General features: G+C 62.3%; 22 protein-coding genes and 2 pseudogenes. 15 read left to right on the forward strand and 9 right to left on the reverse strand.

The features are described 5' to 3' along the window. The first annotated feature begins 5 nt into the window (after window positions 1-5). A complete protein-coding gene (locus OKW45_RS35840; protein WP_429473570.1) occupies window positions 6-851 on the forward strand; it encodes a GNAT family N-acetyltransferase in 846 nt (281 codons plus the stop codon). A 114-nt stretch (window positions 852-965) separates the two neighbouring features. Here the strand turns inward: OKW45_RS35840 and OKW45_RS35845 are convergent, their stop codons facing one another. Beyond that, window positions 966-1,103, reverse strand: a complete 138-nt coding sequence (locus OKW45_RS35845) for a hypothetical protein (protein WP_018422490.1) — start codon at window positions 1,101-1,103, stop codon at window positions 966-968. Between the two features lie 25 nt (window positions 1,104-1,128). Further along, window positions 1,129-2,085 carry a LysR family transcriptional regulator gene (locus tag OKW45_RS35850; protein ID WP_429474020.1) on the reverse strand — a complete coding sequence of 319 codons (957 nt, stop codon included), beginning with the start codon at window positions 2,083-2,085 and terminating at the stop codon, window positions 1,129-1,131. A 118-nt stretch (window positions 2,086-2,203) separates the two neighbouring features. On the opposite strand from OKW45_RS35850, the gene OKW45_RS35855 reads away from it, so the two are divergent. The 3 genes from OKW45_RS35855 (at window position 2,204) to OKW45_RS35865 (ending at window position 6,496) form a co-directional block, all read left to right on the forward strand. Beyond that, window positions 2,204-3,370 carry a mandelate racemase/muconate lactonizing enzyme family protein gene (locus tag OKW45_RS35855; protein WP_429473571.1) on the forward strand — a complete coding sequence of 389 codons (1,167 nt, stop codon included), beginning with the start codon at window positions 2,204-2,206 and terminating at the stop codon, window positions 3,368-3,370. 146 nt (window positions 3,371-3,516) lie between these two features. Continuing rightward, a complete protein-coding gene (dctA, locus tag OKW45_RS35860) occupies window positions 3,517-4,887 on the forward strand; it encodes a C4-dicarboxylate transporter DctA (RefSeq protein WP_429473572.1) in 1,371 nt (456 codons plus the stop codon). A 61-nt stretch (window positions 4,888-4,948) separates the two neighbouring features. Further along, window positions 4,949-6,496, forward strand: a complete 1,548-nt coding sequence (locus OKW45_RS35865) for a methyl-accepting chemotaxis protein (protein WP_429473573.1) — start codon at window positions 4,949-4,951, stop codon at window positions 6,494-6,496. Between the two features lie 34 nt (window positions 6,497-6,530). Here the strand turns inward: OKW45_RS35865 and OKW45_RS35870 are convergent, their stop codons facing one another. The 4 genes from OKW45_RS35870 to OKW45_RS35885 form a co-directional block, all read right to left on the reverse strand. Next, on the reverse strand, window positions 6,531-8,054 hold the full coding sequence (locus OKW45_RS35870; RefSeq protein WP_429473574.1) for an ATP-binding cassette domain-containing protein: 1,524 nt from the start codon (window positions 8,052-8,054) through the stop codon (window positions 6,531-6,533). Then, a complete protein-coding gene (locus OKW45_RS35875) occupies window positions 8,051-8,977 on the reverse strand; it encodes a branched-chain amino acid ABC transporter permease (RefSeq protein ID WP_429473575.1) in 927 nt (308 codons plus the stop codon). The genes OKW45_RS35870 and OKW45_RS35875 overlap by 4 nt, the downstream gene beginning before the upstream one ends. Window positions 8,978-9,000: 23 nt before the next feature. Further along, window positions 9,001-9,876 carry a branched-chain amino acid ABC transporter permease gene (locus tag OKW45_RS35880; protein ID WP_018422497.1) on the reverse strand — a complete coding sequence of 292 codons (876 nt, stop codon included), beginning with the start codon at window positions 9,874-9,876 and terminating at the stop codon, window positions 9,001-9,003. A gap of 91 nt (window positions 9,877-9,967) precedes the next feature. Continuing rightward, window positions 9,968-11,233: an ABC transporter substrate-binding protein gene (locus tag OKW45_RS35885; RefSeq protein WP_429473576.1), complete on the reverse strand. Its 1,266-nt coding sequence runs from the start codon at window positions 11,231-11,233 to the stop codon at window positions 9,968-9,970. Between the two features lie 393 nt (window positions 11,234-11,626). On the opposite strand from OKW45_RS35885, the pseudogene OKW45_RS35890 reads away from it, so the two are divergent. From OKW45_RS35890 to OKW45_RS35920, 7 genes and pseudogenes are all read left to right on the forward strand, one after another. Further along, window positions 11,627-11,873: pseudogene (locus OKW45_RS35890) on the forward strand (ABC transporter substrate-binding protein); the annotation flags it as partial. Window positions 11,874-12,017: 144 nt separating this feature from the next. Further along, window positions 12,018-12,179 (forward strand): hypothetical protein, encoded by a 162-nt coding sequence (locus OKW45_RS35895; protein ID WP_429473577.1) that lies wholly within the window; start codon window positions 12,018-12,020, stop codon window positions 12,177-12,179. Window positions 12,180-12,196: 17 nt separating this feature from the next. Beyond that, window positions 12,197-12,712 (forward strand): annotated as a pseudogene (locus OKW45_RS35900) (carbohydrate ABC transporter permease); the annotation flags it as partial. A gap of 100 nt (window positions 12,713-12,812) precedes the next feature. Then, the gene (locus OKW45_RS35905; RefSeq protein ID WP_429473578.1) at window positions 12,813-13,160 is read left to right on the forward strand and encodes a phosphatidylinositol-specific phospholipase C domain-containing protein; all 348 of its coding nucleotides are present in this window, start codon (window positions 12,813-12,815) and stop codon (window positions 13,158-13,160) included. Window positions 13,161-14,718: 1,558 nt separating this feature from the next. Beyond that, entirely contained in the window at window positions 14,719-15,462 is a 744-nt protein-coding gene (gene phbB, locus OKW45_RS35910) for an acetoacetyl-CoA reductase (RefSeq protein ID WP_429473579.1), read from the forward strand. 303 nt (window positions 15,463-15,765) lie between these two features. Next, window positions 15,766-16,032, forward strand: coding sequence for a hypothetical protein (locus OKW45_RS35915; RefSeq protein ID WP_018422503.1), 267 nt, complete (start codon window positions 15,766-15,768; stop codon window positions 16,030-16,032). A 180-nt stretch (window positions 16,033-16,212) separates the two neighbouring features. After that, the gene (locus OKW45_RS35920) at window positions 16,213-16,467 is read left to right on the forward strand and encodes a hypothetical protein (protein WP_018422504.1); all 255 of its coding nucleotides are present in this window, start codon (window positions 16,213-16,215) and stop codon (window positions 16,465-16,467) included. Window positions 16,468-16,579: 112 nt separating this feature from the next. Here OKW45_RS35920 and OKW45_RS35925 read toward each other — a convergent pair whose 3' ends face one another. Continuing rightward, window positions 16,580-16,957, reverse strand: a complete 378-nt coding sequence (locus OKW45_RS35925) for a DUF3022 domain-containing protein (protein WP_429473580.1) — start codon at window positions 16,955-16,957, stop codon at window positions 16,580-16,582. A gap of 669 nt (window positions 16,958-17,626) precedes the next feature. Next, window positions 17,627-18,490 (reverse strand): alpha/beta fold hydrolase, encoded by an 864-nt coding sequence (locus OKW45_RS35930; protein WP_018422507.1) that lies wholly within the window; start codon window positions 18,488-18,490, stop codon window positions 17,627-17,629. A 108-nt stretch (window positions 18,491-18,598) separates the two neighbouring features. Between OKW45_RS35930 and OKW45_RS35935 the strand changes: the two genes are divergently transcribed. Further along, complete coding sequence (locus OKW45_RS35935) at window positions 18,599-19,450, forward strand: LysR substrate-binding domain-containing protein (protein ID WP_026226163.1); 852 nt, start codon at window positions 18,599-18,601, stop codon at window positions 19,448-19,450. A 177-nt stretch (window positions 19,451-19,627) separates the two neighbouring features. Here OKW45_RS35935 and OKW45_RS35940 read toward each other — a convergent pair whose 3' ends face one another. Further along, complete coding sequence (locus OKW45_RS35940; RefSeq protein ID WP_429473581.1) at window positions 19,628-20,758, reverse strand: MBL fold metallo-hydrolase; 1,131 nt, start codon at window positions 20,756-20,758, stop codon at window positions 19,628-19,630. A gap of 84 nt (window positions 20,759-20,842) precedes the next feature. On the opposite strand from OKW45_RS35940, the gene OKW45_RS35945 reads away from it, so the two are divergent. The 3 genes from OKW45_RS35945 to OKW45_RS35955 all read left to right on the forward strand — a co-directional run bounded on the left by OKW45_RS35945 (window position 20,843) and on the right by OKW45_RS35955 (window position 22,434). Continuing rightward, complete coding sequence (locus OKW45_RS35945) at window positions 20,843-21,457, forward strand: TetR/AcrR family transcriptional regulator (RefSeq protein WP_429473582.1); 615 nt, start codon at window positions 20,843-20,845, stop codon at window positions 21,455-21,457. Window positions 21,458-21,707: 250 nt separating this feature from the next. Continuing rightward, a complete protein-coding gene (locus tag OKW45_RS35950) occupies window positions 21,708-22,082 on the forward strand; it encodes a hypothetical protein (RefSeq protein WP_184005612.1) in 375 nt (124 codons plus the stop codon). 4 nt (window positions 22,083-22,086) lie between these two features. Next, window positions 22,087-22,434 (forward strand): hypothetical protein, encoded by a 348-nt coding sequence (locus tag OKW45_RS35955; protein WP_429473583.1) that lies wholly within the window; start codon window positions 22,087-22,089, stop codon window positions 22,432-22,434. Window positions 22,435-22,445: the final 11 nt, after the last annotated feature.

Here is a 22,445-nt window from a genome sequence, read left to right on the forward strand (position 1 = left end):
TGATCATGGATGATCGTGACGATTTCCTTGTGCGCAACATGTCGTTCCGCGAGGTGGATCTGGCGGTCGAATGGGCTGCGGCAGAGGGGTGGAATCCGGGCCTCGACGACGCGAGGTGCTTCTGGAATGCGGACCCCAATGGCTTTTTCGTCGGTACCTGGCGCGGGGAGCCGGTGGCATGTATCTCGGCAGTCGCCTACGATGAGCGCTTCGGTTTCATTGGCCTCTACATCGTCAAGCCGGCGTTTCGCGCCAGGGGTTTCGGTCTGCGCACCTGGCAGCACGCGATGCGCTATCTCGGAGATCGTACGATCGGCCTCGATGGTGTCGTTGCCCAGCAGCAGAACTATCAAAAATCCGGCTTCCAGCCCGCCTATCGCAACATCCGCTTCCAGGGCATCGTGCAAGCTGCGTCGAGGCCAAACCTGACGAACGCGCGGGAGGTACCGTTCGCGCAACTGGTTGCCTACGACAGGGTATGTTTTTCGACCGCCCGTCCCCGCTTCCTGGCGGACTGGATCGCGCAACCACAGGCGCTGGCCCTGGCGGATGTGCGCAACGCTCATATTAGGGGGTACGGCGTGCTGCGCCGTTGCGGGACCGGCTACAAGATCGGTCCGCTCTTTGCCGACGACGCACGGATTGCCAACGATCTGTTCGACGGACTGGTCGCGAGCGTCGCAGGCGAAGTCATCGCGTTCGACGTCCCGGAGGTCAACGCGGCCGCCGTAGCGCTCGCTGAACGCTACGGCATGGTTAGCGCGTTCGAAACGGCGCGAATGTACACTCGCGCCCCGCCGGCCATTCCCGTGCAACGCGTGTTCGGGGTGAGTTCGTTCGAACTAGGTTGACTGCAAAGATCGAGCCGCTGGAAAAAAATCCGTCGTTGATGCGCTAGACCTCCACTACGATCCGAGCGGTTCGCCCCGAAAGGGAACGATCATCGAGCGACCGTAAGCGACGACTCACGCTTCAAGCTTCACTTCGTCGCGCGAAGGCTTGGTACGAACGCTCAGATAGCCGACGGTCTTGCCGCCTTCAATCACCGGCGTGACGTTCGCGCATACCCAACAATGGTCGCCATTCTTGCGGCGGTTTTTCACGAGCGCTGTCCTCGCGACATGAACGTCACTTTCGCGAGACCCACTTCTTCCTTTCCGGAACTTCGACGATGGCGTCGACCGGTGTGAACGGTGCGTGAAAATGATCGACGAGGAAGTCGATGAAGGCGCGCGCCCGCGCGGTCTGATTGCGCTGCCTGGGGTAATAGACGAACAGGTCCGCGGACGGCAGCACAGTATTCGGCAGCACCAGCTTAAGGCGCCCGCTTTGTAAATACTTCGCCAGATCCCATTCAGAGCGAATCAGAATCCCATGACCGTCGAGCGCCCACCGAAGGGCAATGTCGCCGTCATTGCTCGATAGCGCGCCTTTCACCTTGATCGCCTCGATGTGGTCGTTCACGATGTAGCGCCACACGCCATAAGCGTCATCGTTCTGCCGATGAATGATGCAGCGATGCTGGTGCAGGTCCTCCACCCGCTCGGGCGTTCCAAAACGTTCCAGATACTTCGGGGACGCGCAAAGAAAACGGCGATTGCTCATGATGCGCCTCGCGCTCAGGCGACTGTCGGGTAGCTCGCCGAACCGTATCGCCATGTCGAAGGCCCCTTCGACGAGATCGACCGGCCGGTCTGTCACCTCGAACTGAACTTCGACATTCGGAAAACGCTTTGCGAAGTCGGAGACGAGCGGTGCGATGGTCGTCCTGCCAAAACCGAGCGTCGCGTTGATGCGCAACGGCCCATGCGGATCGCGTCTGGCGCCGGATATGGCCTCCTCCATCTCGCGGACCTGCCCGACGATCTGGGACGCGTAGCGCAGATAGGTCTCGCCCTCGGGCGTCAGGCTGACGCTGCGCGTGGTCCGGTTGACCAGACGCGCGCCGAGCCGCTGCTCGATGATCCCCAGCCGCTTGGTCGCCGCTGGCGGACTCAGATCGAGCGCCCGGGCGGCGCCGGACATGCTCCTGAGTTTCGCAAGGAGAATGAAGAACTCAAAGTCGGATGCGGGGGCAGTACTCACTTTTGGTGAAATATGTAGTGAACGTAAGTGAATTCTAGCAAGCTCTTTCGCGGCTAAGCTATGCACCACATTGAAGCCGGCGTGGCTCAATAACCGTTCAACTCTTGGAGACAGTGGCGTGAGAATCGTTGAAATCCGCGAAAAAACCATTCCGATCAGCTCCCCGATCCGGAACGCCTACATCGACTTCAGCAAAATGACCTTGAGTCTCGTCGCGGTCGTCACGGACGTCATTCGCGACGGCAAGCCGGTGATCGGCTACGGCTTCAACTCGAACGGCCGTTACGGCCAGGGCAAGCTGATGCGCGAGCGCTTCATCCCGCGCCTGCTCGAGGCCGCCCCTGCCTCGCTGGTCGACGACTCCGGCGACAACCTCGATCCCCACAAGATCTGGGCGACGATGTTCATCAACGAGAAGCCCGGTGGCCACGGTGAGCGGTCCGTCGCCATCGGCACGATCGACATGGCCGTCTGGGACGCGGTGGCGAAAATCGCGGGCAAACCGCTGTTTCAGCTCCTCGCGGAACGGCACGGCAACGGCCAGGCCAACCGCAAGATCTTCGTCTACGCGGCGGGCGGCTACTACTATCCGGGCCAGGACCACGAGAAGCTCAAGGATGAGATGCGCAGCTACATCGACCGGGGCTACACGGTCGTGAAGAAGAAAATCGGCGGTGCCTCGCTCGACGAAGACCTGCGACGCATCGACTCGATCCTCAGCGTGCTGCAGGACGGCCAGAAGCTCGCGGTCGATGCCAATGGCCGCTTCGACCTCGATACGGCGATCAGGTATGCGAAGTCCCTGTCGCAGTACGACCTGTTCTGGTACGAAGAGGCGGGCGACCCGCTCGACTTCGAGTTGCAGGCGACGCTGCGCAACTACTATGACAAGCCGATGGCAACTGGCGAAAACCTGTTCTCGATGCAGGATGCTCGCAACCTGATCCGCTACGGCGGCATGCGCCCCGATCGCGACTGGCTGCAATTCGATTGCGCGTTGAGCTACGGCCTCGTTGAATATCTGCGAACGCTCGACATGCTGCATCAGCATGGCTGGTCGCGTAGCCGTTGTATTCCCCACGGCGGGCACCAGATGTCGCTGAACATCGCGGCGGGCCTCGGACTTGGCGGCAACGAATCGTACCCGGACCTGTTCCAGCCATACGGCGGCTTCCCCGACGGCGTTCGCGTCGATAACGGATACATCACGATGCCGGAGCTGCCCGGCATCGGCTTCGAAGGCAAATCCGACCTCATCGCCGAGATGCGCAAGTTGGCTGAATAACGCGCGCTCGCAACGGCACCAACCAATATTCCCGGTTGAATGGCTTATATAAAGACGGAACGAAGCCGGCTCAATGCGGCCTTTCCACGCTACCGCGTGGGAGGGCCGCATTTTCCCTTTGAAGACGCCATGCACAGGAGACAGACATGCCCGTATCGAAAGTAAGAAGAGCACTTTCCAAGCTGTACGTTCAGGTCCTCATCGGGATCGTGGCCGGTGTCCTGCTCGGCCACTTCTACCCCGAGCTCGCCTCGCAGATGAAACCGCTCGGCGACCTGTTCATCAAGCTGATCCGGATGCTGCTTGCACCGATCATCTTTGCATCGGTCGTGGTCGGGATTGCGCGCATGAACGACCTTCATCAAGCGGGCCGGGTTGGCGTGAAAGCCCTCCTGTATTTCGAACTGGCGTCGACCATTGCGCTGATAGCGGGAATGGTGGTCGTCAATGTCATCAAACCCGGCAGCGGAATGAACATCGATCCCTCGCAGATCGATGCCGCCGCGATTTCGACCTACACGCACGCGGCGCAGCAACACGGCATGCTCGACTTCTTCATGAGCATCGTTCCGAATAGCATCGTCGGGGCATTCGCCAACGGCGAGATGCTTCCCATCATTTTCTTTTCAGTCCTGCTCGCCATCTCGCTGGCAAAGCTCGGACCTCGTGCCGCGCCATTCGTCGACATGCTCGACATGTTCCTTCAAGGAATGTTCGGCGTCGTGCGAATCGTCATGTACGTTGCTCCGATCGGCGCGTTCGGGGGCATGGCCTTCACCATCGGCAAATACGGCATCGGCACGTTGGCATCGTTCGGCGAGTTGATGCTTTGTCTGTATCTGACTTCGTTCTTCTTCGTGTTCGTCGTGCTCGGCCTCGTCATGAAAATGTGCGGGCTATCGCTGTGGAAGTTTCTCCGCTACATCAGGGACGAGATTCTGATTACGCTCGGCACGGCGTCGACGGAAGCGGTGTTGCCGCAGATGCTGATCAAGATGGAGGCGATGGGCTGCGCTCGCCCAGTGGTCGGCATGGTCTTGCCCACCGGCTACACGTTCAATGCCGATGGAACGGCGATTTATCTGACGATGGCGGCCTTGTTCATCGCCCAGGCGATGAACGTCCACCTGAGCATCTGGGACCAGTTGCTCGTGCTCGGCGTACTGCTGCTCACGTCGAAGGGCTCTGCGGGTGTGGCCGGGGCGGGATTCGTCGCACTGGCCGCGACGCTCGCCTCGATGCACAAGATTCCCGTGGAAGGCCTCGTGCTGCTGCTCGGCGTGGACCGCTTTCTCAACGAGGCGCGCGCAGTCACGAACCTGATCGGCAATGGCGTTGCCACCGTCGTCGTCGCTCGCTGGGAGGGGCAACTCGACAGGAACCTGGCGCGCGCGGTGCTCGATCGCAGCAATACGCCTCACTCCCACGCATCTGTTCCTGCCGCGCAACCAGCGATCCCGCCGGCACCGACGACCGAAGCCGCCGCGGTTCTCGACGGCTCGTCGAATCATCGCTAGAACTGAACTTTTCCGGGTCGGTGCCGTTAATGCAGAGACATCTCACTCCACCGAAATCAGCATGAAACTGACCATCAAGTTCCGTCTTCTCGCCACACTCGCCTTGCTCGGGTTCCTGCTGACGGTGACCGGCGTGCTGGGGATTGCCGGCATGCGTGGTTCAAACCATGCCGTTGCGCAGGCGTACACGAACGACGTGGCTGCCGCAACCGCGCTCGGCAAGTCCAACCTGAACCTGACGGTAGTGCGTACCACGCTCGACCGCGTGCTGCTGCACCCGGAAGCAGCGGACAGAGCCGCGCTCATCGATAAGGCGCGCAACTATCTTGCGGTCTCCGACAAGGCCTGGAAAGAGTACCGCGCACTGCCCGTTTCCGAGGCCGAGGCGGCCTTGTCGAAGGCCGTGGCCGACGCCCGTGAAGCGATGCTGCAGGGCGCACTCGAGCCGATGATGGACGCGATGAGCCGTGGCGATCATGAAGCCGCCGACCACGATGCGATGGTCTTGATGCCACCGCTGTCGGCGGCTCTCACGCAGAAGACCGCGGATCTGGACAAGTTTCGCAACGAGCAGGGCAATGTGCGTTACAAGACGGCACAGGACCGCTATGACACCCTCGTGACAATCACCGGAATCGCGATTGCCGTCGGTCTTCTGACCTGCGTCACCTGCGGTTTCACGCTGCTTCGCGCAATCGCGCGCCCGATCGATATGACGGTGCGCCATGTCGAGCGACTCGCTCAGGGTGACATGTCGCAGCAATTGCGCTTCGACAGTGATGACGAAATGGGTCGCCTCGTCAGAAGCGTCGGGCAGATGCAGAAGGACATCGGCACGATGATCGAACAGATCGCGCGCGGCAGCGAGTCGATCGCATCCGCGACCCAGCAGATCTCGGCCGGCAACGCGGACCTGTCGGCGCGCACCGAGTCGCAGGCGGCGTCCATCGAGGAAACGGCGGCGAGCATGGAGCAACTCACCAATGCCGTCACGGAGAACGCCGCGCACGCGCGTGAAGCGCGCGAGCTGGCCGACGCGACGAAGGCGACGGCCGGTGCGGGTGCGGACGTGGTGCGTCAGGTCATCGCCGCGATGAGCGACATTCACGACGGTGCGAAGAGGATGGGCGAGATCATTGGCGTGATCGAAAGCATCGCCTTTCAAACCAACATCCTTGCGTTGAATGCGGCTGTCGAGGCTGCTCGCGCCGGAGAGGAAGGACGTGGCTTTGCCGTCGTCGCTGGCGAGGTGCGCAATCTCGCCCAGCGCTCAGCGACAGCGGCGAAGGAAATCAAGGAGCTTATCGACGCGTCGACAGCCCGCGTCGCGGACGGTTCGCGCCTGGTCGGTCGGGCCGGTGAAACCATGGGCGAAGTACAGACGGCCGTCAGCCGCGTCACGTCGATCATGAGCGACATCGCGACGGCCTCGGCCGAACAGAGCGATGGCATCGAGGAAGTCAATCGGGCGATTACGCAGATGGACCAGATGTCGCAGCAAAATGCCGCGCTGGTCGAGCAGGCAGCCGCCGCGGCCGCGTCGCTGACCGAGCAGACCGGTCTGTTGACGAAGGCGGCGGGTCGATTTCGCTTTGCGTCCCTGTCCTGATGCCGCGCTACGGGCTCGCCCGCCGCTGCTGGCCTTAGCTGCGCGCGTCGCCGGAGGTCGTGGCGTCGGGCTCACCGGTAGGCGCCGCCTCGAGAAAGCCGTGCCCCATCTCAGCCTCGAAGCGCGAAGCGCTGCCCTCCCAGATGATGCGTGCATGTTCGAGCACGTAGACACGGTCCGCATGCGGCAGCGCAAACCTGACGTTCTGCTCGCCCAGCAGTACGGTAATGGGCGTGGACTTTTGCAGCGAATCCAGCGCTTTCGACAATTGTTCGAGAATCACGGGCGCGAGCCCCAATGTCGGTTCGTCGAGAATCAGCAGCTTCGGCTGAGACATTAGCGCGCGCGCGATCGCGAGCATTTGCTGCTCGCCGCCGGAAAGCGTGCGCGCGGTTTGGCCCTGGCGCGATTTCAGGATCGGAAAGAGATCGAACAGCCACGACAGCTGTTTGGCGCGCACCGTATCGGCGAGACGATATCCGCCGAGTGCGAGATTCTCGCGTACCGTCATGTCGCCGAATAGCTCGCGCGTTTCCGGACATTGCACGAGGCCGGCGCGCGAGATCGCGGCTCCGCTGCTACCGCGCAGATCGCGCCCGTCGAAGCGAATCGTCCCCTTGTACGGCACGAGGCCCGACAGCGCGTTGAAAAGCGTCGTCTTGCCCGCGCCGTTCAGACCGACAACCGATACGAACTCGCCCTCGCGCACTTGCAGACTGACGTCGTCGAGTGCGCACGCCTTGTCGTATAGCACACGCACACCGGTCACTTCGAGGATCGTCGACCTGGCAATGCCCGCGGCTCCGGTGCGCTGGCGCAACTCCAGCTTGCCGCCCAGATAAACCCGGCGCACCGTCTCGTTCTGCATCACTTGTTCGGCGGTGCCCTCGGCGACATGCTCGCCAAGGTACATCGCGAGCACGCGGTCGGCGAGCGCGGACAGACTTTTGACGTTGTGATCGACCAGCAGCACCGCGCGGCCCTCGGCGCGAAAGCCGCGAATCAGCTCGGAAAACGCCTCCGATTCCGCCACCGTCAGTCCCGCGAACGGCTCGTCCACCAGCACGACCTGCGGGTCGCGCGCAATCGCTTTGGCCATCTCCATGCGGCGCAGATCCGCAAATGGCAGTGTCGCGGGATGCCGATGCATGACGGCGGCAAGGCCCACACGCGAGGCAATTTCCTGCGCGCGCTGGTGCACGTGGGGTTCGGCGGCCAGCTTGACCAGCGAATCAGGAAGCAGCGCGAGCTTGATGTGTTCCAGCACCGTCTGCCGATGGAGCGGCCGCGAATGCTGAAACACGATGCCCACGCCCGCGCGCGCGATCCGGTGCGGCGCCCAGCCGGCCATCTCCACGCCATTCACCTTGACCGACCCCGCGTTGGGCCGCTCGATGCCCATGATCAGCTTCATGACGGTGGACTTGCCCGAGCCGTTTGGTCCGATCAGGCCCAGAATCTCGCCGGGCCGGATGTCGAAGCCGATATCCCTGACGGCGACGAGACCGCCAAAGCGCTTGGTCAGTCCGCGTACGGAGAGCAGCGGCGTGTCGTTCATTGGCGCTCCCTCGCACGCAGCAGGTTGCCGAGCAGACCGTCTGGAAAGAACAGCAGCGCCGCCAGTGCGACCGCCGCGACGACGAATGTGTTGAGCTGGCCGAGCGGGCGCAGAAACTCGCCGGCGACGATCAGGAAGATCGAGCCGAGCACCGCGCCGAGTATCGTGCGGCGTCCGCCGAGCACGGCCGCGATGATGATCTGTACTCCCACGCTGAGATCCACCACCGTGCTCACGGAGGCCGTGCCCTGGTAGAACACCAGCATCGCGCCGGCCACACCGGAGAAAACGGCGCTGATGCAAAACGCCACGAGCTTGTGTCGCGTGACATTGAAACCCAGCGCCTGCGCGCCGGTCGCGTCCTGGCCGCTTGCCTGCAGGATCAGACCGACTGCCGAACGCGACAGGCCGAACAGCAGGACGGCGCAAACGATCAGGAACGCGAGCGCGATCCAGTAGTTATGGTTCGCATCGACCGACATCACGTCCGGCACCATCATGCCGATCTCGCCGCCAGTTATGCCCGCAAAGATCACGATGGCGTTCTGCAGCAGCAGCACGGCCACGAGCGTAACCAGCCCGAAGTAAGGACCGCGCAACCGCAGCGCGGGCACCGCCAGCAGCAGGCCGCCCACCAGCGCGACGACGCCGCCAGCGAGCACGCAAACGGGTATGGGCAGACCCCATCTGGCGTCGAGGATCGCGGCCGAATAGGCGCCGAGTCCGATCAGGAACGTCGGCCCGAAGTTGACCTCGCCGGCAAAACCGAACAACAGGTCCCACGACATGGCGAACACGCCGAAGTAATACGCAACCGTGAGCACGCCGAGGATGTAGCCCGAAAGCCACCACGGCAGCGTCGCCGCCATCGCGGCGAGCGCAACGGCAATCCATGCGCCACGCGAACGGAGAAGAACGGACATGGTGGTACGCTCCATTCGCACTGTTAGCGGCGTCCCAGGAAGCCCTGGGGTCTTACATACACCACGAGCACCAGCAGCAGCAACGCGGGCAGCGGCCGCAGGGTCGGCGCGACCAGATAGGCCGTCATGGTTTCCAGATAACCGACGACATATGCGGCCATCAGCGAACCGGACACGCTGCCGAGCCCGCCCAGCACCACAATGGAGAATGCGCTGGCCGTGAGCTGCCCGGCATTGTTGGTGCTCACGCCGAGGAACGAAGCGAGCAGCACGCCCGCGACGCCGGCCAGCACCCCATAGATGCTCCACGCGAGAAGATAGATTCGGGAGAGTTCGAAACCGAGCAGCGTGAGACCACGAGGGTTCATCGAAGCCGCGAGCAGCGCCTTGCCCGCGCGCGTGCGGTTCACGAACAGCCACAACATGCCGATCACCGCCCAGCAGACCACCGCGATCATGATTTCGTTGAACGGCACGCGCACGCTGCCGACCATCGCCACACCGCTGATCAGCGGGCGCATCGTCACCGGGTTGTCGGTGAAGAGCCACGCCATGCCCTGCTGGATCATGATGCCCCACAGCAGCGTGCCGGTGAGCACGAAGATTTCCTTCTCTTCGCCGGGAATTGCGGCCGAGCGTTGAATGGGCCGCACCACCATCAGGTAGGTGACGAAGGCCGTCACGAGACCCGCCAACACGCCGAGCAGCGTGCCGAGATAGGTGCCAAGTCCCGCCTCGCCCGCGAGCATCCAGCCCATCAGCGCCGCGACCAGCATCACGCCGCCGTGCGCGAGATTCAAGATGCCGGAGACGCCGAAGATCAACGTGAAACCGATCGCGCCCAGCGCGTAGAGGGAACTGATTGCAAAGCCGTCGACGAGAATCTGCAGTAGCAACATGCCCGGCCTTTCATGTTGGTTAAGGTGTCGATGCGTGCGCTGTCCGGGCCTTCGCTATGCGCGGGTCCGGACCGTCGCGATCTTCGCGCTGCTAGTTCGCGCTTGCCTGCTGCACCTTGATGAAGGTCGGGAATTTGATCACGCCGTTGGCAATCGACTTGGGCCAGATCGCAACCTGCTTGCCGTTTTGCCATTGCAGGTCGATGCCCGTGATATAGCCGGGCCCGTACTTCAGCGCGTGCGTGAACTGATCGCTCTTGCCGTAGAACTGCCAGCGTCCAATCGTGCCCACGTAGTCGGTTTTCTCGAGTGCGTCGACCATCTGGTCCGGATCGGTCGAACCCTTGTTGCGCCTGATCGCGTCCGCGACGATGTAGACGAGGTCGTAGCTCGTGAAGCCGCAATACGCCGGAGAGACGCCGAACTTCTTCTGATACTCATCCGTAAAAGGTACCGTTTTCGGCGTGATCGCCACGCCCGGCGCCGCGGCCGAGGCCGTGATCACGCCTTCCGTCGCGCCGTTCGTGTCCTTCCAGAAGCTCGTGGTCGTGGCCTGCGAGCTTTGGCCCGACATCGGGATCGGCACCTGCTGGTCGTGCCATTGCACGGTCGGCTGCACGCCAACGTGGCTGATGCCGGTGGTGATCGTGTCGGGGTGCTTCGCCTCGATCTGGTTGAAGATCGGCGTGAAGTCGGAAGTGTCAGGATTGAAGCGGATGTGATCGAGCACCTGAAGTCCCGCTTTGGGCAGGCATTCGAGGTAGCGTTCGTCGAGCGGCTTGGTCCACGCCGCGTCCTCGCTCATGACGACCGTCGTTTTCATCTTGAACTGGCCGACCAGAACGTCGTGTGAGAAGTCGCAGATGGACTGCGCGATGAACGCCGACGTCATCCAGCCGTGGAACGTGTACTTGTAGTGGTCGTAGTCGTCGTGAACGTGCTTCGAAATGTCGTTGCTAGCCGCGCCGGGAGTGATGAAGGGCATCTTCAGGCGTCCCGACCACGGCTCCATCGCGAGCGCCACTTCGCTGATGTAGCTGCCGATCACAGCGACTACCTTGTCCTGAGTCGCTGCGCGCTGGAAGGCGCGCACGCCGTCCGAAGCCGATGAATGGTCGTCGTACGCGACGATCTGGATGGGCCGGCCATCGACGCCACCGCTGGCGTTGATCTGGTCCGCGGCGAGTTGCGCCGCCTTGCTGATCGAAGCGCCCGCCACCGAGGATTCTTCGCTGATCACGCCGATCTTGATCGGCTCTGCCGCGGCATGGGCGCCCGCCGCCAGACCTAGCCCCGCCGCTGCCATCCCCGTCGCGACGACGCAATGAAGGTTCCGCCACATATTGTTCCTGGACATCATGCATCTCCGATTCGAAAGGATCGTTGAGCAACATTTGCCCGCCACATCGCAGCATTTGAAGAATGCGCACACAACAATATTCACGGACCTCGCAACGCTCAATCGGTACAAACGATGAGCGGGTCCCTACGGATTTCATGGTGCAGAGCGGAAAAAACTTGCCGCGCGCGCCGCCGGACGCGGTTTGTCCATAGTGAGAGCGATGGCTATGGTCCGCGAGATTAGCGGCCTTCTTCCTCTCGCTCATTCGTCATCCGAAGCATTGTGTCCGCATCGCTTCGCGGGTTTGTGCGGCGGTTCAATGGACCAACCCGCGCGATGATCAGCTTCAAGAGCCATGGCTTCAATGATCCAGCGGACGACCCTGTTCGCCTGCCTCCGCGCGTGCCCGGCATTCCGCCGACGCGCAAGAGCTTCTTCGTCAATCCGACGCTCGTCAAGCAATATCGCGGGGACCCGGACCAACTGAAGGCGCTCGAAGCGGGCCGTGCGCGGCCTCGCGTGAAAAGACTGGCAGCAGATCGAGGCAATTCTCGGCGACGCGTTGCAACTCGCGCTGACGGGGCAGGCCGCGCCCGGCGCAGTCTTGCATCAGGCGGCGCAGAAGATCGCCCAGGCCAACGCCGCATTGCAGTGACAGCGCTGACAAGCGTGGGAAAGAGTCGATGAGCGGGTTGCGACGTTATCTGCCGCTGATCGTCGTGATGAGTCCAGCCGCGCTCGTGCTCGGCGTGCTGGCGCTCTACCCGGTGGCGCGCGTGCTGATCGATTCGTTTTCCCCGTGAATTACGCGTCGGGGCATCGCTCGTTCATCGGGCTCGCCAACTATCGATCGGTCATTGCGGACGGCGAGTTCGGCACGAGTTTCGTCAATACGATCCAGTTCACGAGCGTGACCTCGCTCGCTGAAGTCGGCAAAGCGGCATGGCACAGTCGGTGCTGAACTCCGTGTGGGTCGCGCCAGGCGCCACGTTGCTCGCGCTCGCGCTGGCTTTTCCGGCCGCTTATGCCCTCGCGCGGCTTGCGTTTCCCGCGCGCCTCGATCTGCTGTTCCTGCTGCTCGTGCTGACACTGAAGCTGATGCCGCCGATTACAGTGGCCGTACCGCTGTTTTCGCTGGCCAAGTGGCTCCATCTGCTCGATTCGCTGTTTGGGCTGATACTCGCTTATCAGCTGTACGCGCTGCCGATGGCGATCTGGATGTTGCTGCCGTTCGCGCGCGACGTGCCGATCGAATTCGAGGAGGCCGCGGCGCTCGACGGCGCGAACCTCGCGCAGCGCATCGTCTTCATCGTCGTGCCGCTGTGCGCGCCAGGTCTCGTTGCCACCGCCATCTTCGTGTTCATCATCGCGTGGAACGAGTTTCTGCTGGCGCTGCTGTTCGTCTCGTCGCCGAGTCATTTCACGCTGCCGCTCGCCATGGCGGGTTATGTGACCGAGAATGGCATCGACTGGGGCGAACTGATGAGCGTAGGGGGCTCCGACTTCAACCCGCCGCTGCAGCGGACGCTTTGCTTATCCAGAGGTTTTCTTGCGCCCTGCCCTGACTGATCACACCGTTTCGCCGGCTGACTGGATGTCTGCCATCGATGGCAGCCGCTTGCTGTCCGCACTGACCTTGACGGGCAGCCACGACACCTGCGCCTACACGGTCGATGACTGGCTCGCGCGCACGCAGCATGCCACGCTCGAAGATCAGTTGCACCATGGCGTGCGGGTCCTCGACATCCGCTGCCGCCATGTGCGTGATCGCTTCGCGATTCATCACGGCGGCATCTCGCTGGGTCTGACTTTCGACGATGTGGTGCGGACATGCGCTCAGTTTCTCGCGCTTCGCCGCGGCGAATGTATCGTCTTGTCCGTCAAGGACGAATCGCCCGCGCGTGACTGCGCCCGCGCGTTTGCCGCGACCTTCGAATGGTAGGTGGAAAGACATGCGGATGTGCGCTGGCACCTTGCTTCCGGGCGGCCGCTGCTGGAGGCGGTACGGGGGAGCATCGTGCTACTGCGGCGCTTCGCAAGTGAAGAGCCGCTCGGCATCGACCTGACAGCGCCTCGTTGAGGCGTTGATCGACTGCAACTGGAGCCGATAAGGTTTCGCTGCGGGTATGACGTTGCCCGCGAACGTCAGCGCGGTTCCTTGTTTGCCCGAGGCTGCCGCGGTGGCTGCTTCGATTCTTGTCCGCGTTGCGCCGGTTCACGCGTACAGGCGTCCGGCGGCTTGGCATAAGGAACGTCTTCGCGGCAACACGCATAGATCGGAAATCCATACGCGTTCGTACCGACGATGGTCGTTGGCCCGTGAAGCGGGCACACCGCCTTCATGACGCCTCCTTGAAACTCATCGATCAATCGCTTCCATCTTACGCTCGCGTGCGAACGGTGTTCTAGCTACGCCGCAGTGTTCGCCATTCCTCTACAGCACGCGCCGAGGACGAGCGACGCTACCTGGGTAGCCGCCCTCTCGTGCAGCGAGCCGCCCGGGCCTAGGCAGGAGTGCCTGATAGGGTCGGCTGAATTGTCATTTCTTGCATACCATGCAATGATTCAATCCCGCGGTGCTCACTGCAGTGTCCTGTCATTTGGGCCATTGTCGTGACATTGTTGGGGTGCTCTATAAAGCAATCGGAGAGCGCGCTCATCATCGCTGGCCATTCGGGTCCTTCATTCGGACGTTTAAACGTCGGCTTAGCTCGACTACGACCCTGACAGCCGACCTTTCGGAATAGGGTATTCACCTAGCCCTTCTTCCCAAAAATTTAACAATTTGAAGTTAGAATGAACGTTCTAAAATCGATTGTCATGTCATTTCATGACAGTTGAAGTAGCGGGCAAAGCATCCGGTCAGCGGCACGGCCGGCCTGACGAGGGTTATGGCCAACTGATCGGCCGCGACCCGATGATGAACACCGTGCCGTCATTCGACTGTCGAATACCGACGATCAGAAGTGCGATCCGGGCCGAACTGCTTTTGCAGTGTTTATTTAGTCTTACTAATAATACTTTTGCTTTTGCTCCGGAATCGTTTCCGACCGACATTCAGCACATTCGTTGCGCATGTCGTCTCCGGGGCAAGCGGGTTCGAAATCAATCCAGGGAGAAGCAATGAGAGACCTTTCGTCCGAAGTTTTGCTGAAATTCTGCCGAACGAATGCGTCGATTTTTCTTTCGCTCGCCAGCGAAGCGTTTGAAGGGCACACAAACTCGCCAACCTGAACTGGCAGGCGAGAAACACCTTTCGGGGCATCTGGGAATCTTTGAGCAGTGCGCCGGCGCGGCATATCGCCGCGAGCTGACGCACCCGGCTCCATTCGCGCAATACCACAAGCCTATAAAAACCCGCGCAGTTCAATCAATGCCGCGGCCGTTCCTCCCTCGACGCTGGAGGCGGCAGCGCTTTGTGGCAAAGCAATGGCGGGGTGTGCGAGACGGCCATTGTGTATTTACGATCCTCGCAGACATTACGATCACGGACGGAAACGATGACGAAACGAATCGTAGTAGTAACGGGCGGCATGGGCGGCCTGGGAGAAGCGATCAGTACGAAACTGCACGACGCAGGGTATGCGGTGGTAGTCACGCACTCGCCGAACAACACCGGTGCGGACAAATGGCTGGCTGACATGGAAACTCAGGGCCGGAGCTTCCGCGCTTACCCGGTCGATGTGGCCGACTACGACTCATGCCTGCGTTGCGCGGACAAGATTCGGGCGGAGGTCGGCCCGGTCGACATCCTGGTCAACAACGCGGGGATCACCCAGGACATGACCCTCAGGAAGATGGACAAGGTGAACTGGGATGCGGTCATTCGCACGAACCTCGATTCGGTCTTCAACATGACCAAGCCGCTGTGCGAAGAGATGGTCGCACGAGGCTGGGGGCGCATCGTCAATATTTCGTCCGTCAATGGTTCAAAAGGCTCGGTCGGCCAGACCAACTACGCCGCGGCCAAGGCCGGCATGCACGGCTTCACCAAGTCGCTAGCACTGGAAGTGGCGCGCAAAGGGGTCACCGTCAACACGATTTCGCCGGGCTACCTGGCCACCAAGATGGTTACCGCGATTCCGCAGGAGATCCTCGATACGAAGGTCCTGCCGCATATCCCGATGGGACGTCTCGGCAAGCCCGAGGAAGTCGCGGCGCTCGTGCTCTATCTCTGCTCGGACGATGCCGGCTTCGTGACCGGCTCCAATATCGCGATCAACGGTGGCCAGCACATGCAGTAACGCGACACACCGCGCCGGTACGCCCCGGAACATCGGACGAAGCGGCGTGAACCATTCACGCAACACCCCTGTGCTTCCATGAGAGGAACGTGTCATGAGTGAGACCTGGATGGGCCTGATCATTGGGGGCTTGGCCCTCAGCATCGCAATGCTGATGGTGATTGATCACTATCGCCGTGAGCGCAGACGGGCACGACTGCTACGACATCTGGATCATCATGAGTGGTGGCATCAACCGCGCGGGCGAATGTAGGTGCATCGTCCGTGCCAATAAAAAATCAGATACATCGAGAGGGCTGAAGAATGACACCGGAAACCACCGGACAATTAAAGGCTACAGGCCATCAGATTACGGTTCGTACGAGGCGCGGCTGCATGCGGGTCGTTGCAGTGTGGCAGGTATTGATGCCGGTCGCAGATGCCATCGAGGACGTACGGATTACGAGCAATCGTAAACATGACGTCGAAGACATGACGATCGCGTTTGCCGACAGGCTCTCCGGATCGCTGCACACCGTTCTCAGGCAATTCCAGACGATGCCGTGGGTGGCCGCCGCGGAGCTTTGCTGAACACCGGGGCCGTGCCGCTTGCAATGGGTCGCGTCGCCACGCGACCCCGCGCGCGTCATGCTACCTGGCCCGCCGGGTAGCATGACGCGCGCGCCCCGCATGGGTTGTTTGGCACGAACCGGCCAATTGAAGCCGGACGTATACGACCGGACTCAGCCGGTCACCACCTGAGAGAAGTGGATGAAAACAACACTCAAGAAAGGGCCCCCGGACAGGGAGAGCCCCTATACACCCCTGACCGCTGGAGATGCGATTTCCCATCTCGAACGGATCCTGTCCTCCGATGGCGCGGATTCGTTGTTCAGCCGGACCTACTGGCGCGCGCGTGTTCAGCAGGTGAGCGCTACTCAAGGACTGACTCCGCAGCAGCAGGCAAGGCTCGTGAAGTTGCTCGAGTCGCTCCCGCCCCCAGTCCCGAGCGAAGAATCGTCCTAGTCACTTTTCGACCTCGCTACATCGTGGAGATTCGGCCGCAATTCGATTGGCAGGCGGCTGCCGGCTCGGACAGCCAATCGCCAATCCGCGGTCGCACGCCGTCCGCGATGGATCAGAGCTGATCGTCGACATCCAGCAGCCGATCCTCCACCTGCAGGTCTTCGGCGCACTCTCCCCGCAAGGGCAGCTCACCGCTTTCCGCTCCGAGTCGATCGCGGACCATTTGGCAGAGGCGTTCGCGCACGAGGATACGTTGTGCCGTGTCCATCTGCGCGTAACGCTGAATCTGCGAATCCGAAAAGTGGAGTGTGAGCACGCATCGCGCATCCAGCGTCGTGTCGCCACGTGACTCGACGACCCAGGAGGCTTGGATGAAGAACGTCCGGCCGTCGTCGTAGCTGCTGATCGCGGGCGCCTTCGGCGACTCGAATAGCGTGGAAAGAGCCAGTTCGATTTCTTCGACGCGCTGGTTCAGATCGATGTCTTTCATTGAAAGTCCTCCTTGTGGTCGAGGGCCCGGTTGCATGGCATCGGGCGTCGTCGTGACCGCTGGGTCGCTCGACGCTGCGCCCGTGTCGCCCGTTGGCACGATGGCGCTCGCGTGTCCGCACTATGCGTGCCGGCTTTGCGCCTGGCCCCCGCCGAATAGATGAATCGATGAATACGCGAGCAAGAACTGTGTCCGGCTGCCGCTGGCCGCCCAATGAAGAGGCAGCGTGCTTCGGCTGGAGCCGTCGAAATCGCTGGCGCGTCCCGAAGTGGGCGCGCGGCTCGTGAAGCAAAGCGCGGACTACGACCGTGCCGTCGAGCAGATCGTCGGGTTGCAAGCCGAAGGCCTCCGTAGTCAGGCTATCCAAACCCTGAACAAGAACCTGCTGCCGATCTACATCGGTTACACCGCGACACTCGAGGACATCAACCAGTTTCAGGTCGCCGAGACAACGAAGGCCACCGCCGCCATCACGGACATCGCCCAGAAGCGAGCAGAACGCGCGCAAGGCGCTGGGCATCACGCACAACGCCGTGGTGCTCGAGCGCGGCTCGGTCGTTCATTCGAGTACGGCGGCCGAGTTGCTGGCCCAGGATCACAAGATCGATACCTTGCTGGCCGCGTCTCGACATTAAGAAGCGCGCGATGCGCGGGGCTGCCCCCTATGGGCTACGCCGCGAAAGTCGCAACCGCCCTGTTGAACGCATCCGGTCTCGCGACATTCATCCCATGCGACGCACCGTCGATCGTTTCGCGTTCGGCAAACTCGATCCACTGTTCGAGCTTGTCGACCGTATTGCGGAACATACGGGGACTTTTCTGGCCGTCGATCAACAACGTACGGCACTTGATATCGCGCGCGGCTTCCGGCGTATAGGCGGGAAGCGGATCGAGCAACTGCTTTGGCAGCGTGAGCGCGTTGTCGAGCGCCATGCGACGAAAGCTCTCCGGGCTTTTGTTCCAGAACCCCGGCATGCTCACCGAGTCGACGAACATCGACAAGCCGGCGTCGAACTCGCCCCGCTCGATCAGTTCCGCGACCCGTGCGCGCAACACGTTGGTCGCCGGCGGCATGAACGCGGGCTGCCCCCTCGGTTCGGTTTGCAGCGGGCCGCCGGGATCGGCTAGCGTCAGCGTTTTCACGAGGCGCGGAAATTCGCGCGCGAGATGGAAAGCCACGCACCCACCCCGCGAGTGACCGACCAGATGAACGGGAGCAAGGTCGAGCGCCGTGATGAATCCGGCAATTTCCTCGACATGCGCCTCCCAACTGAAGTCGCTGTGTCCAAATGCGTCGATCTCGGGCCAGTAATGGCTCAAGCTCGGCGCGAAGCAGCGAAACCGGCCCGACAGGGAGGCCATCTGGGCGTCCCAATAGCGATAGTCGCAAAGCGAGCCGTGCACGAACACCATCGGCTCGCCGCGCCCGGACTCGACATACGGTATCGCAAGACTCGATGCGGTGGTCACGAACGATGGCGCGGACGCGCCAAAGCCCGAGGCCAGAATCGATGGGCTGATACGTGCATTCATCACAGGGCTCCTTTGCCGCCACTATCGAGGGTGTCTTCGCAAAAGAAAATCGCATAATATTGATGGAATCGATCTACTTTTCTGATATCAACGATCATGGCAACGGAAATGAAAGCGCTCGATCTGGACGTGCTGTCCATGATCATCGCGGTCGCGGACGCCGGCACGATCAGTCGCGCGGCGCAGGTCGTGCATCGTTCGCAATCGGCGGTGAGCATGCAGATCAAGACGCTCGAGACGGCGCTCGGCAAGGCGCTTTTCGTGCGCAAGCCTCGCAGCGTGGTGCCGACGCAGGACGGCGAAATGCTGTTGACCTACGCGCGACGGATGATCGCCCTGCGCGACGAAGCGTGGGCGGCGGTGGTACGGCCCGACGTGACCGGACGCGTGGTGATCGGCGTGCCTGACGACTATGCGACGTCACTGTTCCCGCCGATCCTCAAGAAATTCTCGGCGACCTATCCGAAGGCGGAGATTCAGGTAGTGGGCCTGCCAAGCGTCGCTCTCGAGCCCATGTTGAAGGACGGCACGGTCGATCTCGTCTGCGCGACGCGCGTGAAAGGATTGCACGGCGAGTTCCTGCGTCACGAACCGATGGTCTGGGCCGCCGCGCCAGGCGCGACCGAGATCTGGCGTGAAAGGCCCTTGCCCATCGCCGTGTTTTTGCCCGGCAGCGTCGCGCGGGAGAAAGCCATCCGGAGCCTGGAGCGCGCGCGCATCACGTATCGAACCTCGTATGAAAGTCCGAGTCTGCTGGGTCTGCTGACGATGGCCGAGGCCGGACTCGCGGTGACTCCGTTGGCCAAGTGCGCGGTACCGGCTCACTTCTCGCTGCTGGGAGCCGCGAATGGCCTGCCGGAAATCGGCACGCTTGAAGTCGTGCTGGCGCGAAGTGCCGCTTCGAAACGACCTGTGTGCGATTTTCTCGCGGAACGCATTCTCGCCGACCTGAAGAATTAACCCGCAGATCGACGGTCGCGTATCACGCCGCGGCGGACAGTTCCGACGGAGCGTACTTCGAGGTCGCGAGCGCTTCGGCGGGAACGGCAACGTGCGCGCGCCGCACCGGCGCGCCGCCGCGAAACAGTCCGCTCGGGCGCTCTCGTCCGCCGCAAAGACGTGGCGGTGCCAACGACCTCAGGACGACTCCCCCTCCTGGACCCCGCGCGACGCGCACATCCGCCACGAAGCCTTCGGCACGGCAGCGGTTTGCGCAACGTCGCGCCACCAGCGTTCGCCGCGATGCACCGCGGTCAGATCGAGCCGCTCGCCCATGCGCGGTGTCGACAGCGCGACGCCGCGCGCGAGCGCCAGCCCCGTCACCCTTTCGAACGGCTCCTGCCAGCGATGCATCGCGAGGTCGAAGGTGCCGTTATGGATCGGCACGAGCCAGCGGCCGCGCAGGTCGATATGCGCCTGCACGGTTTCTTCGGGCTGCATATGGACGTATGGCCACATCGCGTCGTACGCGCCGGTCTCGATCAACGTGACGTCGAATGGTCCGAGGCGCTCGCCGATCGCGCTGAAACCATCGAAGTAACCGGTGTCGCCACTGAAAAACACGCGCAAATCGTGATCGACGATCACCCACGAAGCCCACAACGTCCGGTTGCCGTCGAACAGGCTGCGCCCGGAGAAGTGCTGCGCGGGCGTCGCGGTGAACTCGATGCCCTCGACCTCCGCGCCCTGCCACCAGTCGAACTGCCGGACCTTTGCCGCGTCGATACCCCATTCGATGAGCCGGTCGCCGACCCCAAGCGGCGTCAAAAACACCTCGGTACGCTGCGCCAGTATCAGCACGGTTTCGCGGTCGAGATGGTCGTAGTGATCGTGCGACAGGATCACGCCGCGCAGCGGCGGCAAATCGTCGAGCGAGATCGGCGGCGCATGAAAGCGCTTCGGACCGAGATTGCGGAACGGAGACGCCCGCTCGGCGAACACGGGATCGGTCAGCCAGAACTTGCCGCGCAACTTCAGCAGCATCGTCGAATGACCGAGCCGGTAGAGGCTGCGGTCGGGCGCCATGTCGAGTTGCGCGCGCGTCAGCGTATCGACCGGCAACGCGTCGGCCGGCACGGTGCCGCTCGGCTTGTTGAACAACACCGTCCACGCGAGCCCGAGCGTTTTGCGCAGGCTTTCCGCCGGACGCGGCTTGACGTTGCGAAAGCGTTCGCCGTCATGCTGCGGCGACAGGCTGAATGTCGCGCGGCTGCGCTGTGCGGCGTTCACGCCGAGCATTCGGCGGACAAAGGCGGGAAGCGACGTCATGAAGTTGACCTTCCGAAGAAAATTTACACTCGGCAGTGTAGTTTATTTTCAAGAAAAGTAAACTGGCCAGTGTAAAATCGTTGGATGGAATCCAGTCCCCGCCCCCAACGTCTGACTGACCGAAAGCGCGTCGCGATCGTCGCTGCCGCGATCGAGGAATTCCTCGCGGCCGGCTACGACGCAACCAGCATGGACCGTATCGCCGCCCGCGCGAACGTCTCGAAGCGCACGGTCTATAACCATTTCCCGAGCAAGGAAGCGCTTTTCGCGGCGATTCTCCAGCAATTGTGGGACGCGAGCCAGGACGGCGATGCGCCCTCTTATCGCGCCGACCAACCGTTGCGCGCGCAGTTGCTCGATCTGCTGGAGCGCAAGCTGCGGCTGCTTCACGACGAGTCCTTTTTGTCGCTTGCACGGGTGGCGATCGCGGCTGGCATCCATTCGCCGGAGCGCGCACGCGAGATGGTCGCTCGCATGGGGGAACGCGAGGAGGATCTGACGGCATGGCTCCGGGCGGCTGCCGCGGACGGCCGCATCAAGACCGAGGATCCCGTCTTCGCAGCACTGCAGTTGCAGGGGCTCGTGAAGGCTTTTGCCTTCTGGCCGCAAGTGGCGATGGGTCAAGTGCCGCTCGATGCCGGCGAGCAGAAGCGGATCGCGGAAGCGGCGGCGGATATGTTTCTTGCGCGGTATGCGTGAGTCGGTTCGTCGGGTTGGGGCGTCAGGTCGATCGCGTCCCGACTAGCGTACGCGTAGCAATCGCTGTGGCTTTACCCGAGAGGGCAAGAAGTTCTTTGCTCGAAGGCGGAGGTGCACGCAGCAACCTTCCGGGAAGCGGCGCCGCGAGAGCGAACTCTTTCTTTTTCGCAAACGTTTGCCCCCAGGTATCAAGTCTCAGCATCCCAAGCCGAAAACGCGTACATCGCCACGAAACTTTGGAGACCCCGACGTGACGCGCGCCGTGCTCTTACTTGCCGTAATGTTTGTAACAGGCTGCGCACAACTGCAGCAGCCCAATACGGCTCAAGCCGAGAAACCTGCGGTGTCGAACGTGATCATGAAGTTCGACATTCCCGCCGATGCACTCGGCGCGCGCGATCCGCAACTGACCACGGTGCTCGCCAAGGCGGGTGCGCTCGCCGCCGCGCAGAAGCAGCCCACGGTGATCCGCGTAACGGCGCTGGGCCAGGACTTCAAGTACATCAACCAGGCGATCTGGCGGGGCGTGCCCCAGCAGGGGCTCAAACCCACGCTCGAAAACCTTACGACCGGCGCGAACCAGACGTACAGCGTCTCGATCCAGCCGCTACATGCGGGGAGCTGACACGATGCGCCTGATTGCTTTCGCCGCGGCATCGCTATGCTTAGGTTCGGCCGCATGGGCGGGCCAGCCCGCTGCCAGCGCGCCTGCGACTGCGGCCGGCACTGCCACCGCTGCCACCACAGCCTCCGCGGACAAGGTCTACCCGCCGCTGCCCACGCTCTCCATGCTGCCGCCCTCCACCGGCGACGACGACGACCTTCCCGCGCCGCGCTCGACGTCGCACAACAAGAAGAAGACGCACCAGCACGATTGCCACTGCGCGATGCCGACGCCGCGCCTCGTCGTCTCCGATGAGTCGCGCACCTATCTCAAGGACATCGAGCGGCAGCTCGATTCCGCGCTGGCGCAGTAAAGCAGGACCTG

Source organism: Paraburkholderia lebeckiae (genome assembly GCF_050436225.1).
Classification (GTDB): Bacteria; Pseudomonadota; Gammaproteobacteria; order Burkholderiales; family Burkholderiaceae; genus Paraburkholderia; species Paraburkholderia tuberum.

What these genes read in the sequence shown, in the direction of transcription:
- OKW45_RS35840 (WP_429473570.1), top strand. Translation starts at nt 6, where the DNA reads ATGGATGATCGTGACGATTTCCTTGTGCGCAACATGTCGTTCCGCGAG.
- dctA (WP_429473572.1), top strand. Translation starts at nt 3,517, where the DNA reads ATGCCCGTATCGAAAGTAAGAAGAGCACTTTCCAAGCTGTACGTTCAG.
- OKW45_RS35865 (WP_429473573.1), top strand. Translation starts at nt 4,949, where the DNA reads ATGAAACTGACCATCAAGTTCCGTCTTCTCGCCACACTCGCCTTGCTC.
- OKW45_RS35870 (WP_429473574.1), bottom strand. Translation starts at nt 8,054, where the DNA reads ATGAACGACACGCCGCTGCTCTCCGTACGCGGACTGACCAAGCGCTTT.
- OKW45_RS35875 (WP_429473575.1), bottom strand. Translation starts at nt 8,977, where the DNA reads ATGTCCGTTCTTCTCCGTTCGCGTGGCGCATGGATTGCCGTTGCGCTC.
- OKW45_RS35880 (WP_018422497.1), bottom strand. Translation starts at nt 9,876, where the DNA reads ATGTTGCTACTGCAGATTCTCGTCGACGGCTTTGCAATCAGTTCCCTC.
- OKW45_RS35885 (WP_429473576.1), bottom strand. Translation starts at nt 11,233, where the DNA reads ATGTCCAGGAACAATATGTGGCGGAACCTTCATTGCGTCGTCGCGACG.
- OKW45_RS35905 (WP_429473578.1), top strand. Translation starts at nt 12,813, where the DNA reads ATGTCTGCCATCGATGGCAGCCGCTTGCTGTCCGCACTGACCTTGACG.
- phbB (WP_429473579.1), top strand. Translation starts at nt 14,719, where the DNA reads ATGACGAAACGAATCGTAGTAGTAACGGGCGGCATGGGCGGCCTGGGA.
- OKW45_RS35915 (WP_018422503.1), top strand. Translation starts at nt 15,766, where the DNA reads ATGACACCGGAAACCACCGGACAATTAAAGGCTACAGGCCATCAGATT.
- OKW45_RS35920 (WP_018422504.1), top strand. Translation starts at nt 16,213, where the DNA reads ATGAAAACAACACTCAAGAAAGGGCCCCCGGACAGGGAGAGCCCCTAT.
- OKW45_RS35925 (WP_429473580.1), bottom strand. Translation starts at nt 16,957, where the DNA reads ATGAAAGACATCGATCTGAACCAGCGCGTCGAAGAAATCGAACTGGCT.
- OKW45_RS35930 (WP_018422507.1), bottom strand. Translation starts at nt 18,490, where the DNA reads ATGAATGCACGTATCAGCCCATCGATTCTGGCCTCGGGCTTTGGCGCG.
- OKW45_RS35935 (WP_026226163.1), top strand. Translation starts at nt 18,599, where the DNA reads ATGAAAGCGCTCGATCTGGACGTGCTGTCCATGATCATCGCGGTCGCG.
- OKW45_RS35940 (WP_429473581.1), bottom strand. Translation starts at nt 20,758, where the DNA reads ATGACGTCGCTTCCCGCCTTTGTCCGCCGAATGCTCGGCGTGAACGCC.
- OKW45_RS35945 (WP_429473582.1), top strand. Translation starts at nt 20,843, where the DNA reads ATGGAATCCAGTCCCCGCCCCCAACGTCTGACTGACCGAAAGCGCGTC.
- OKW45_RS35955 (WP_429473583.1), top strand. Translation starts at nt 22,087, where the DNA reads ATGCGCCTGATTGCTTTCGCCGCGGCATCGCTATGCTTAGGTTCGGCC.